Source organism: Sphingomonas sp. PEI4 (assembly GCF_056679955.1).
On record NZ_CM155258.1, the window covers coordinates 3511620 to 3524117 of the forward strand.

Sequence of the window (12498 nt, forward strand, 5' to 3'; positions counted from 1 at the left end):
TCTTACCCTCTCCCCTCAGGGGAGAGGGCAGGGTGAGGGGCGCCGCGAGCGCTGCCCTTCCCAACTGCCCCTCACCCCGACCCTCTCCCCGCAGGGGAGAGGGAGCAGGTCCCGCCTCAAGCGACTCTGTTGAACTTCGCGAAATCGGGGCGGGGCGAGCGGGCGAAGATCGTCGCCGGATCGCCGTGGCCGAGCGTCGAGATGAAGTTGGTCCGCACCGCCGGCGTGTCGTGGAAGAACGCCGCATCGACCTTGCCCGCGTCGAAGCCCGACATCGGCCCGGTGTCGAGCCCGAGCATCCGCGCGGCGATGATGAAATAGGCGCCCTGCAACGTCGAGTTGCGGAAGGCGGACGCTGCGCGCAATTCCGCGTTGCCGTCGAACCACGACTTCGCATCGGCGTGCGGGAACAGCTCGGGAAGATGTTCGTGGAAATTGGTGTCCATGCCGATGATCACCGACACGGGGGCCTTGAGGATCTTGGGCTGGTTCTGCGCGCTGCACGCATCGGCCAGCTTCTGCTTGGCCACGTCGCTGACCACCCAGATCAGGCGCGCCGGGAGCTGGTTGGCGGACGTCGGCCCCCACTTCATCAGGTCCCAGATCGCGTGAAGTTCCGACTCGGCGACGGGCTGATCCGTGTAGCCATTGTAGCTGCGCGCTTCGCGGAAGACGGCGTCGAGTACGCTATCGTCGAGAATCATCAGACGGCTCTCACTTCGGTGACTTCGGGGACGTAATATTTCAGCAGCTGCTCGATGCCGTTCTTCAGCGTAGCGCTCGACGAAGGGCACCCTGAGCAGGCGCCCTGCAACTGGAGGAACACCTTGCCCTTGTCGAAGCCGCGATAGACGATGTCGCCGCCGTCGTTGGCGACCGCAGGGCGGACGCGCGTGTCGATCAGTTCGCGGATTTGCGCGACGATCTCGGCATCGGCCGGGTCGTCGGTGAGGATCGCCTCTTCGCTCGGGACCGAGAAGCCTGCGCTCGCCGGGCGGAACAGCGGCATCGCAGCAGAGAAGTGATCGAGCAGGATCGCAAGCACGTCCGGCTTCAGGTCCGACCATGCGGTGCCCGGAGCGGCGGTGACCGATACGAAATCGCGACCGAAGAACACGCCGGTGACGTCGCCGAGGCCGAAGATCGCATCGGCGAGCGAACTCGCTTCGGCTTCCTCGGGGGTGGCGAAGTCGCGCGTGCCGGCTTCCATGACGGTGCGTCCCGGCAGGAACTTCAGCGTCGAGGGGTTTGGGGTGGATTCCGTTTCGATGAGCATGAGGGTCATGTGGCCCGGCGGGGGCGGGGGATCAAGCGCGGAACGGGAAACGGTTTCTTTCGGGGGGTGTGGGGAGGGGCGTTCCCCGGAGAAAGACTGTTCTCCCGCGAAGGCGGGAGCCAAGACTGGACTCCCGCCTTCGCGGGAGAACATTAAACGTCGAGCTGTTTCACCGCGGCGTTCCAGCTGCCGATATTGCGGACCGCGTCCTGGACGAAGGCGGAGCGGCGGACGATTTTCAGGAACAGGTCGGCGATCCACTTGCCGGGATTGCGCAGGGGGCGTTCGAACTGGATCAGCAACACCACCCGTGTTCCGGTCGTGTCGTTCCAGACCTCGTGCTGGTAGGTGTCGTCGAACACCAGCGTTTCGCCTTCCGCCCAGCGGACGGTGCGGTCGTGGACGCGCATCCGGACGTCGCCGTCGCGCGGGACGATCAGGCCGAGGTGGCAGGTGATGAGCCCCTTGGTCACGCCGCGATGCTCGGGGATGTGCGTGCCCGGCGCGAGGATCGAGAAGAACGCGCTGTTCAGGCCGGGGATGCGCGCGACGGCGGCGGCGGTATTGGGGCAGCGCGCGAGGCTCTCCTCGATCGGATAGCCGTAGCCGTAGAGGAAGAACGAGCGCCATTTGTCGATCTCGGCGATCGAGCGGTGATCGGGCGAGATCGTCGCGAGGCTGGGGGATGCCTCGCCTTGCAGCGCCACATGCACCGCCTCGTCGCGGATCGCGGCCCAGTTCTCGCGCAGGCCCGCAGTCCAGGCGAAGTCGCGGACGTCGAGCACCGGGTCGTTGGCGACCAGCGAGGACGAGGCGATCATTCGGTCGAACACGCCGCGCAGGTGCTTGCCGACGCGGATGATCAACGGGCGGTTGGCGTCGGCGACCATCGGTGCGCCGGGTTTCGGTGCACCGGATATGACGTTCAGATCGGGCACGCGCGCGCTGCGGCGCACGGCCGGCTCGCCCGAATCCCGCCACAATGAAGACTGCCCCAGTTCGTGGCCCAGTTCGGCTTCGACCGTCATCTCTACCCTGCATCCCGGCGCGTCGCGGCGCCGATCCCCTTGTTCGGGCACGATATACCGGCAGTGTTGGACGAAATGATGGCATCGGCGTGCTCGGTGCGAAGGCGGGGCACTGGCGAGCGACGCCTGCGACCGCTACAGATGCGCCATGGTGTCTTTCTCGCGCTTGTACCGCGCTCCCGTCCTCCTCCCCGTCATCCTTGGCCTCGCGATCCCCGCGAGCGGCCAGATGGCGACACAACAGGCCGCATCCACCCCCGCGAAGGAAGCGCCGACGCTTCCCGAACTGAGCGGGATCGATACGACCGCGTGGCTCTACAAGGGCAGTGATCTCACCCGTGATCCGGAGTGGAAGTTCGGCACGCTGCCGAACGGCATGCGGTTTGCGGTGCGCAAGAACGGCGTGCCGCCGGGCCAGGTGTCGGTGCGCGTGCGGATCGACGCGGGGTCGCTGAACGAGACCGACAGCGAACGCGGCTTCGCGCATTTCATTGAGCATCTGTCGTTCCGCGGCTCGGAATACGTGCCGGACGGCGAGGCGAAACGGGTTTGGCAGCGGTTTGGCGCGACCTTCGGCTCGGATACCAACGCGCAGACCACGCCGACCTCGACCACGTTCAAGCTCGACCTTCCGTCCGCGACCGAGTCGGGGCTCGACGAGAGCCTCAAGATCATGTCGGGCATGATGGAGAAGCCGACGATCACGGACGCGTCGGTTGCCGCCGAGCGTCCGATCGTGCTGGCGGAACAGCGCGAGCAGCCGGGGCCGCAGGTGCGGTTCGGCGATGCTATCCGCTCGACGTTCTTCGCCGGACAGCCGCTCGCGGATCGCTCGCCGATCGGCAACATCAAGACGCTGGAGGCGGCGACCGGCGCGACCGTGAAGGCGTTCCACGATCGCTGGTATCGGCCGGAGAACACCGTCGTCATCATCTCGGGCGACATGGATCCGGCGCTGTTCGGACGGTTGATCGTCAAGAACTTCGCGGATTGGAAGGGCGTCGGGCCGTTTACGCCCGCACCCAGTTTTGGGAAGCCCGATCCGAAGGCGCCGGTCTCCGCGACGATCGCCGAACCGGCGATTCCAGCGGTGGTAACGCTCGGCGTGGTGCGCCCGTGGGAGTATAAGGACGACACCGCTATCATGAACCAGAAGCGGTTGGTCGATGTGCTGGCGACGCGGCTGATCAGCCGGCGGCTGGAAACGCGCGCCCGCGCCGGCGGTAGTTACCTGCAGGCAGGCGTGTCGATCGACGACGTGTCGCGCTCGGCGAACCTCACCAGCGTCAACATCGTGCCGATCGGCACAGACTGGGAAGCGGCGTTGAAGGACGTTCGCGCGGTGATCGCCGACGCACAGACCAACGCGCCGAGCCAGGCCGAAGTCGACCGCGAATACGCCGATTTCGACACGATCATGCGGACCAGCGTGGAGACCGCGCGGGTCGAGGCGGGGTCGAAGCAGGCGGACGACATGGTCGGCGCGCTCGACATCCGCGAGACGGTGGCCGGGCCTGAAACCTCCTACAAGATTTTGCAGGACGCCAAGGCGAAGGGCATGTTCACGCCCGCCACGCTGCTCGCGTCGAGCAAGGCGATCTTCGAAGGCACTGCGACTCGCGCGCTCGTGAACACGCAGACGCCTGATGCGGGCGCGGCGGCGAAGCTGGAGACTGCGTTGAAGGCGGATGTGTCGGGGTTGGCGGGGAAGCGTCGCGCGCAAGGTGCGGTCGATTTCTCGAAGCTGCCGTCGCTCGGCAAACCCGGGACGGTCGCCAGTCGCGAGAAGATCACCGCGTTCGACATGGAGCAGGTGAACTTCGCCAACGGCACGCGCCTGCTGCTGTTCCCGAACGCCGGCGAAACCGGGCGCGTGTATGTGCGCGTGCGGTTCGGTGGTGGCTATACCGCGATACCCTCTAACCGGCCGACGCCGGCTTGGGCGGGCGATCTCGCGCTGGTCGCAGGCGGCATCGGCAAGCTCGACCAGGGTGATCTCGACCAGTTGACGGCGGGGCGCCGGATCGGTCTCGATTTCGGAATCGACGACGATGCGTTCACGCTTGGCGCGATTACGTCGCCGGCGGATTATTCGGATCAGTTGCGGTTGATGGCGTCGAAGCTCGCATTCCCTGCCTGGGATCCGGCGCCGGTGGCGCGTGCTCGGGTGGCTGCGCTGGCCGGGTTTGCCGGGTATGACTCGTCGCCCGACGGCGTGTTGTCGCGAGACCTTGAAGGGTTGCTCCGTGCGGGCGATCCGCGCTGGGGAACGCCGTCCAAGCCGACCGTCGAGGCGCTGAATGCGAAGGACTTCCGCGCGTTTTGGGAGCCTATCCTGAAGACCGGACCGATCGAGGTCTCGATCTTCGGCGACGTGAAGACGGAGGAGGCGATCGCGGCGGTCGGCAAGACGTTCGGGGCGATGAAACCGCGGACGGCGGTGTCCACGGTCGGTGCGCCGGTTGGTTTCCCTGCGCATAATGCGACGCCCGTGATGCGCGCGCATACCGGCCCTGAGAACCAAGCGGCGGCAGTGATCGCCTGGCCGACCGGCGGCGGGATCGACAATATCGTCGAGGCGCGACGTCTCGACGTGCTGGCGCAGGTATTCAGCGATCGGCTGTTCGAGCGGCTGCGGCAGGCGGCGGGCGCGAGCTACAGCCCCAACGTATCGAGCCAGTGGCCGGTCGGGATGACGACCGGCGGGCGGATGGTCGCGATCGGGCAGGTCGCGCCGGACAAGGTGTCGTTCTTCTTCCAGATCGCTCGCCAGATCGCGGCGGAACTCGTGTCGACGCCGATCGCGGCGGACGAGCTCGACCGGATCAAGAAGCCGATGGGGCAGTATATCCTGCGCGCCTCGACCGGTAACCAGTTCTGGTTGCAGCAGCTTGGCGGGGCGACGTTCGACCCGCGACGGATCGCGGCGACGCAGCGGATTGCGAGCGATCTGGTGGCAACGACGCCGGTGGAGTTGCAGGCGACCGCGGCAAAGTATCTGCGGCCGGAGAAGGACTGGACGATGGCGGTGGTGCCCGCCGCAGTGCCAACCAAAAAATGAGCGCGTGGTCCGTCGTCGGACAGGATCGAGTTCGGGCAAAGCGTCTGTAGCACGTGGTCCGTGTGCTAGGCTGCTGGGGCGGGGGCCGCGGCGTGCTCTGCCGTACACCCACAAGATCTCGTCGAGACATGACGATCATCACCCGTGCGACGTGTCACGGATCTTGGGGGCAACAGCGGCTTGATCACAGCCCATTTAGAGGCGGTCTGCTTATACCAGCTCTTGCCCCCTGCGACTCGACAAAGCCTCAGTCGTAAATTGCAAACGTGATTCAACGCTCAGGTGGCGAGCGCTTTGCCCATCGAGCGGATTGCAGCGACCTTGGCATCCAAAAGCGTCCAATCGTCATGCTCGGCGATCGGGGTCCAGATCGCTTCGACCTCGTCGATCAGCATGCTGCACGGTGCGCCGGACCAATAGGGGTGCGAGCGGTCCTTGCGGGGCTCGTAGGACCGCAGTGCGGCGCGGACCTCGGTCCAGGGTTCGGTGTAGGAAGCGGGCAGGTCTCCACCGAATGCGTCGAAAAAGAAGCGGTCGATGCCGACGCCGGAGGTGCGGAGCGCCCGTTCGGTGGCCTGGACGAGGTCGCGGTCGGTGTCCGGATCGCGCGGGCGGACGCCTAGGCGCCAAAGGATCGCCTGCGTGACTTCGGGCTGGTAGCGCGGGCCGAACTGGTCGAGTGCCGCGACGAGCGGGTCGCTCCCGGCGATCTGACGGAGCGCGACGGCGAGCTGCATCACGTCCCAGTGGATCGCCTCGGGCTGGCGGCCGAACGCATACAGGCCCTGGTGATCGAAATAGGCGGCGGTGAAGGCTGGGTCCCAGGTCGGGGCGAAGCGCCATGGGCCGTAATCGAAGCTCTCGCCGGTGACGTTGATGTTGTCGGAATTGAGCACGCCGTGGACGAAGCCGGCGGCCATGTAGCGCGCGGCGAGACGCGCGGTGCGGCCGACGACGAGGTCGAGCAGGCGGACCGGGTCGTCGCTGTCCTCGTCGTAGAGGTTGCGCAGCGTGTAGCCGACGAGTTTGCGCAAGGCGGCTTCGTCGCGTTCATAGGCGAGCCGCTGGAAGCTGCCGATGCGGACATGGCTGTGGTTGAGGCGGACGAGGACGGCGGAGCGGGTCGGGCTGGGCTCGTCGCCGCGCTGGAGTTGCTCGCCGGTCTCGATAAGCGACAGCGTGCGCGAGGTGGGGACGTTGAGCGCCTCGAGCATCTCGGTCGCGAGGATTTCGCGGACGCCGCCCTTGAGGGTTAGGCGGCCGTCGCCGGCGCGACTCCACGGGGTCTGGCCCGAGCCCTTTGTGCCGAGGTCCATCAGGCGATCGCGATCATCGCGCATCTGGGCGAAGGTGAAGCCACGGCCGTCGCCGAGATCGGGGTTGTAGCTGCGGAACTGGTGGCCGTGATAGCGCAGCGCGAACGGCTGGGGGAGCGTGTCGGGCAGAGGCTCGAACCGGCCAAAATGGCGGTTCCACTCGTCGTCGGTCAGCGCGTCGAGGCCGATCTGCGCGGCGGCGCGATCGTTGCGAAAGCGGAGCCGGGTCTCGGGGAAGTCAGCGGGCGCGACGGGATCGAAGAAACCGTCGCCCAGATCGAGGAGCTTTGCTTCGGGGCGATAGGCTTGCGGGCGGATGGGCATGCGGCGATATGGTGGGCGCTACCCGAAGGACGCAACCATGGCCGCTTACGAAAACCTCTATTGGTGGTCCAATGATGGGCTGAGACTGCACGCGCGGGACTATCCGGGCGGGTCCGAGGGCAAGCCGCCGATCATCTGCATGCCCGGCCTGACGCGGAACGCGCGCGATTTCGATGCGCTGGCGGCGCGGCTTGCGGGGCGCTGGCGGCTGATCGCGCTGGATTTGCGCGGGCGCGGCGAGAGTGCGTATGCGAAGGATCCGATGTCGTACGTGCCGCTGACGTACGTGCAGGACGTCGAGGCGCTGCTGACCGAACAGGGGATCGACAGGTACATCGCGTTCGGCACGTCGCTCGGCGGGATCGTGACGATGCTGATGGCCGGGCCGTCGCGGGGCCGGATGATGGCGGCGCTGCTCAACGACGTCGGTCCGGAGATCGATGCGCAAGGGCTGTCACGAATCCGCGGCTATGTCGGCAAGGCGAGCGTCTTCCCGACCTGGATGCACGCCGCGCGCTGCGTCGCGGAGAATAACGGCGACGTGTATCCCGACTGGCAGATCGAGGATTGGCTGGCGATGGCCAAGCGGCTGTATCGGCTGAACAGTTCGGGTCGGATCGTGCTCGACTATGATTTGAAGATCGCCGAGCCGTTCCGCGTGCCGGGGAGCGAGGCGGGGCCGGACATGTGGCAGGCGCTGGCCTCGCTCCGCGACGTGCCGACGCTTATCGTGCGCGGTGGGCGCTCCGATCTGCTCTCGGCGCCGACGGCGGAGCGGATGGCGGCATCGCTCGACCATGCCGAACTGGTGACGGTGCCCGGCGTGGGCCATGCGCCGACGTTGAGCGAACCGATGCTGCACGATCCGATCGACCGGTTGCTGGCGCGCGCGCTTGAGGGGGCCGCAATCCGCGCTTAGGGACCCCCCGCTAGGGCTGCGCGTTGAGCGTGGACGTTACTGACAAGCCGGGAACCTCGATGACCGAACGCGCCGACCTCCACACGACCGTCCGCCCGCTGAAGGGCCGCCGCGCGATCATTACCGGGGGGACGACCGGGATTGGCCGGGCGATCGCGGTATCGCTTGCAGCGAACGGCGCGAAGGTCTTCATCTGCGGACGCGAGGAGCGGTATCTGCAGGACGCGCTGACGCACATTCGGCAGGTCGGCGAGGGCGACGGGATGGTCACCGAGCTGGCCGATCCCGACAAGGTCCGCGCGTTCTTCGATGCGGGCGAAGCGTATCTCGGCGGGTTCGACATCACCGTCGTCAACGCAGCGGTCGCGGCTGGTGGGCTGATGCAGATGAGCGAGGACGAACTGCGCTATGCGATCGCGGTCGACTTCACCGCGTATCTGCTCAGCGCACACCATGCGGCGCACCGGATGACGCCGATCAGCGACCTCGTCATCATCGGCTCGATGAGCGCCCACGTCCTCGGGCCCAGCTCCACGGTGTATGCCGGGATCAAGTCGGGCATCGCCGGTTTCTCGGAGGCGCTGCGGCGTGAGCTGGGGCCGAAGGGCGTCAAGGTTTCGCTCGTCGAGCCCGGCAAGGTCGGCTCGAACATGCAGTATCCCGACGTGCCCGACGACAAGCAGCGCCAGATGATCGAGGCGGAGCAGATGCTGCGCGCGGAGGACATCGCGGCGGGGGTTGAGTTTGTGCTCACCCAGCCAACGCGCTCGGTGATCCAGCAGATCGTGATCGTACCGCGGGCGCTTGAGGGGGAATAACCTCTCCTTCTAGTTCTCCCGCGAAAGCGGGAGCCCAGGGTACGATAGGGCAGCGTTCGTGGCCCTGGGCCCCCGCCTTCGCGGGGGAACACAGATGGAATACGTATCAAGGAGAATAGCATGTTCGACCAGCTCGTCTTCACCCCCGCCGATATCGACCTGTCGCGCTCGCCGCTGGCGGGGAAGGTCGGCGCCGAGACCTATGTGCTGGGTGCATTCAATCCGGGGATGACGCGGCTGGCGAACGGCAATCTGCTGCTGATGGTGCGCGTCGCCGAAGCCCTGAAGCAGCCGGTCAAGGGCGGCAACGTCCACGCGATCCGCTGGCAGGATGGCGCGTACCTGCTTGATGCGTGGCCGTTGCAGATGGTTGATACGAAGGATCCTCGCAAGTTCCTGATCCCTGGGGGCGGGTGGAAGGTGATGGCGTTGACGTCGTTGTCCTGGTTGCTGCCGGTCGAGCTGGACCCTGAGGGACGATCGGTCGTCGCGGTGCATTACGACAAGGCGATCGCGCCGCGGACGTCGTACCAGTGCTACGGCGTCGAGGATGCGCGGATCTCGAAAGTTGGGGATCGGTATCTGATGACAACCTGTTCGGTCAGCCCGGAGCGACATTCGACGACGCTGTATTCGTCCGCCGATGCGCTCGACTGGCAGCTCGAGGGCATTGTCCTCGATCATCAGAACAAGGACATGCTGATCTTCGAAGGGCTGATCGAGGGGCAATACTGGGCGCAGACGCGGCCGCTCGGCGATCTGTATTTCGCGTATCCGCCAAATAGCGAGTGGCGCGCGGGGCCTTCGATCAACCTGTCGCGCTCGCCCGATGCGCTGCACTGGAAGCCGCACGACAAGCCCGGCATCCGGCCGCATGCGGCGACCGTGTCGACCGCGCGGATGGGCGGTGGTTCGCCGCCGATTCTTACGGATCGCGGTTGGCTGACCTTGTGGCACGGTGTCGAGCCGTCGGGCGTGGTCGGCATCTACCGGACCTATTGGTCGATCCTCGACAAGGACGACCCCTCGACCACCGTCGCGACCGATCACACCGCTTTGCTGGAACCGAACCCGGCGCTGACCGAGCCGCTGAAGGACAGCATGTATGTCGATAACGTCGTCTTCACGACGGGCATCGCCGATGCGGGCGACTTTTACGTCGTCGCGAGCGGCGAGGCCGATCTGGCGTGCCGGATCACGCATATCCGCAAGGACGTGTTCGCCGCCGCCCCGTAAACCGATGCGCGATAGCGCTTTCCACGTAACCCCGGACCGCCTAAGCGGCGCTATCCCCGGGGGGCCGCTGATGTGCGGCTGAGAGGTGGGCAGCAGCCCATGACCCGCTGAACCTGATCCGGCTTATACCGGCGTAGGGAGGGTCTGCGGCTGGCCCGTCGTCCCTCCGATTGGAGTGGACGTGACGGTTTTCAGTGCTGGTTTTTCGTTGTGACGCGCGCATTGGTAGCGCGGGGCCGTCCTGCCCTCCGGGTCGCGTTGGCCCTGACGGCAACCCTGGCCGCCAGTGCGGCAGGGGCGCAGGTCGCGTCCGAGCCGGTCGAACCCGCCGAAATCCGCGTGGTCGGTAAGCAGGACCCGGCCGGTTTGCTCCCGGACCAGAAGGTGCCGCGCGCGCAGAGTGCGATTTCCGCCGACTTCATCGTCAAGCAGGCGCCGACGCTGAACGCGTTCCAGCTCGTCACGCTGCTGCCCGGCGCGAACGTCGCGTCGAGCGATCCGTACGGCCTGTCGACGAGTTCGAGCCTGACGCTGCGCGGTCTCGGCCAGGACGAGATCGGCGTGCTGATGGAAGGCGCACCGCAGAACGACATCGGCTATTATTACGCCTACCCGTCGCAGTTCGCCGACCCGGAGAATTTAAAGCGTATCTCGCTCGCCCAAGGGTCGGTCGATATCGATTCACCCACGCTCGGCGGTGCAGGCGGGCTGTTGTCGCTGTCGCTCGACGATCCGAAGGCGCGTCCCGGTGCGCTCGTCGACCTGTCGCTCGGCAGCTATGCGGCGCGGCGCGGCTTCTTCCGCGTCGATAGCGGGACGATCGGCAATACCGGGCTGAAGGCATTCCTGTCCTATTCAAACACCCGCGCCGACAATTGGCGGGGTGCCGGCTACGACACGCGCCAACATATCGACGCCAAGATCCTGGGCGAATGGGGCGCCGGCAACCGCGCCAGCCTCGCGCTGTCGTACAATGATGCGAACTCGTCGAGCTATCCGAGCCCGACGCTCGCCGAGTGGAACGCGCAGGGTCGCGGGTTCAACTACGACAAGCGCTACACGGCAGGGAACACCAACTATTGGCGCCTGTACCGCGCGCCGTTCCGCAACCTCTACGCCTCCGCGCCGGTGCATCTGGCGCTGACCGATCGGCTTGCGCTCGACACCACCACCTATCTCCAGTTCGGCTACGGCAACTCGCCTTACGGGACGCAGCTGACCACCGAAGGAAACTTCCTTGGCACCGAAGAACTGGCAGCGCCGATCGAGCTGCCCGGTGCGGTCGACGGCGTGGCGACCGTGCTTGGCAATTATACCGGCGACCAGATGCGGACCGGCAACGTCAGCAAGCTCACCTTCAAGACCGGCGCACACACGCTCACCGCCGGGCTCTGGTTCGATTACGGCACTGATCGCGTCACGCAGTCGTACACCTCGGTCGACGAAAACGGGCAGCCGACCGACCGTTGGGGCTACCGCGCCAAGGCGATCCGCACCGCTGACGGCCGCCTGCTCGCCTATGAGAACCAGCGCACCGTGACGGTCACGAAGGGTTTCTTTCTCGCCGACAGCATCGCGCTCACGCCGCGGCTGACGATCGATGCCGGGTTCAAGGGCGTGAACGTCCTGCGCAACGGCCGCAATTATTTGCCCGGCCCGCAGGACAAGGTTCGCAACGACAGCTTCGCTGCCCTGCCGCGGGCCGCGATCCACTACCGGCTCGACGATCGCCAGCAGCTGTTCGCCAACATCACCACCAACTTCCGCACGCCCAACGAGTTCACGCTCTACAACAGCTATTACGGTGGCGAGGTGGTCGTGCAGGGGACGAACGCGCTCAAGAACGAATATTCGGTCTCGCAGGAGATCGGCTATCGCTTCATCGGCGAGCAGTTCTCCGCCTCGGTGACCGGCTTCCACTACAAGTTCCGCAACCGCCAACTCGCCACCGTGCTCGACCAGGGCGGCGCACAGGTCAACGCGACGCTCAACGCTGGTGGTCAAACCTCGTACGGCGTCGATGCGGAGATCGACTACCGTCCGGTCGCCGGGGTCAGCCTGTATCTTTCGGGCGAATATCTGCGCGCGCGGATCGACGACGATCTGCCGGTCGGCGCGGACTTCCTGCCGACCAAAGGCAAGCACGCGGTGTCCAGCCCGACCGTCCAGTTCGGCGCCGGCGGGATCTATGACGATGGCCGCTTCTTTGGCAGCGTCGCGTCGAAATATATCGGCCGGCAATATGCGAGCTTCATGAACGACGAACGCATCAAGGGCTATGCGACGCTCGACCTGTCGGTCGGCATGCACCTGGCCGACTGGCTCGACGGCAAGCGCACCGACCTGCGCGTCAATGCGATCAACGTCACCGATCCGCACGTCCTTGCCGGCGTGCAGTCGGTCAGCACCAATGCGCGGGACACGATCGGCCGTGGCGGCACGGTCATCGCCGGGTCGCCGCCCGCCTATTACATCGGGAGCGGTGCTGCGGTCATGGCGACGATCTCACGGGCGTTCTGA

General features: G+C 66.2%; 9 protein-coding genes and 1 riboswitch. Of the genes, 5 read left to right on the forward strand and 4 right to left on the reverse strand.

Annotated features, from left to right (window positions below):
• Positions 1-116: 116 nt before the first annotated feature.
• The 3 genes from AC1MLZ_RS16285 to AC1MLZ_RS16295 all read right to left on the reverse strand — a co-directional run bounded on the left by AC1MLZ_RS16285 (position 117) and on the right by AC1MLZ_RS16295 (position 2166).
• Complete coding sequence (locus tag AC1MLZ_RS16285; RefSeq protein ID WP_480959386.1) at positions 117-704, reverse strand: malonic semialdehyde reductase; 588 nt, start codon at positions 702-704, stop codon at positions 117-119.
• Positions 704-1276: a NifU family protein gene (locus AC1MLZ_RS16290; protein WP_480961588.1), complete on the reverse strand. Its 573-nt coding sequence runs from the start codon at positions 1274-1276 to the stop codon at positions 704-706. Before AC1MLZ_RS16290 ends, AC1MLZ_RS16285 begins: the two co-directional genes overlap by 1 nt.
• Positions 1277-1428: 152 nt before the next feature.
• Positions 1429-2166, reverse strand: a complete 738-nt coding sequence (locus tag AC1MLZ_RS16295; protein WP_480961589.1) for an aspartyl/asparaginyl beta-hydroxylase domain-containing protein — start codon at positions 2164-2166, stop codon at positions 1429-1431.
• Between the two features lie 286 nt (positions 2167-2452).
• On the opposite strand from AC1MLZ_RS16295, the gene AC1MLZ_RS16300 reads away from it, so the two are divergent.
• Complete coding sequence (locus tag AC1MLZ_RS16300; protein ID WP_480959387.1) at positions 2453-5365, forward strand: M16 family metallopeptidase; 2913 nt, start codon at positions 2453-2455, stop codon at positions 5363-5365.
• Between the two features lie 278 nt (positions 5366-5643).
• On the opposite strand, the gene AC1MLZ_RS16305 is transcribed toward AC1MLZ_RS16300, so the two are convergent.
• A complete protein-coding gene (locus AC1MLZ_RS16305) occupies positions 5644-7005 on the reverse strand; it encodes a protein adenylyltransferase SelO family protein (RefSeq protein ID WP_480959388.1) in 1362 nt (453 codons plus the stop codon).
• A 37-nt stretch (positions 7006-7042) separates the two neighbouring features.
• Here AC1MLZ_RS16305 and AC1MLZ_RS16310 point away from each other — a divergent pair, with 37 nt between their 5' ends.
• From AC1MLZ_RS16310 to AC1MLZ_RS16325, 4 genes are all read left to right on the forward strand, one after another.
• Positions 7043-7924 carry an alpha/beta fold hydrolase gene (locus AC1MLZ_RS16310; RefSeq protein WP_480959389.1) on the forward strand — a complete coding sequence of 294 codons (882 nt, stop codon included), beginning with the start codon at positions 7043-7045 and terminating at the stop codon, positions 7922-7924.
• Positions 7925-7983: 59 nt separating this feature from the next.
• Entirely contained in the window at positions 7984-8742 is a 759-nt protein-coding gene (locus AC1MLZ_RS16315) for an SDR family oxidoreductase (protein WP_480959390.1), read from the forward strand.
• 120 nt (positions 8743-8862) lie between these two features.
• Complete coding sequence (locus AC1MLZ_RS16320; protein ID WP_480959391.1) at positions 8863-9978, forward strand: glycoside hydrolase family 130 protein; 1116 nt, start codon at positions 8863-8865, stop codon at positions 9976-9978.
• Positions 9979-10025: 47 nt separating this feature from the next.
• Positions 10026-10135, forward strand: a riboswitch (TPP riboswitch).
• 119 nt (positions 10136-10254) lie between these two features.
• Complete coding sequence (locus AC1MLZ_RS16325; protein ID WP_480961590.1) at positions 10255-12498, forward strand: TonB-dependent receptor; 2244 nt, start codon at positions 10255-10257, stop codon at positions 12496-12498.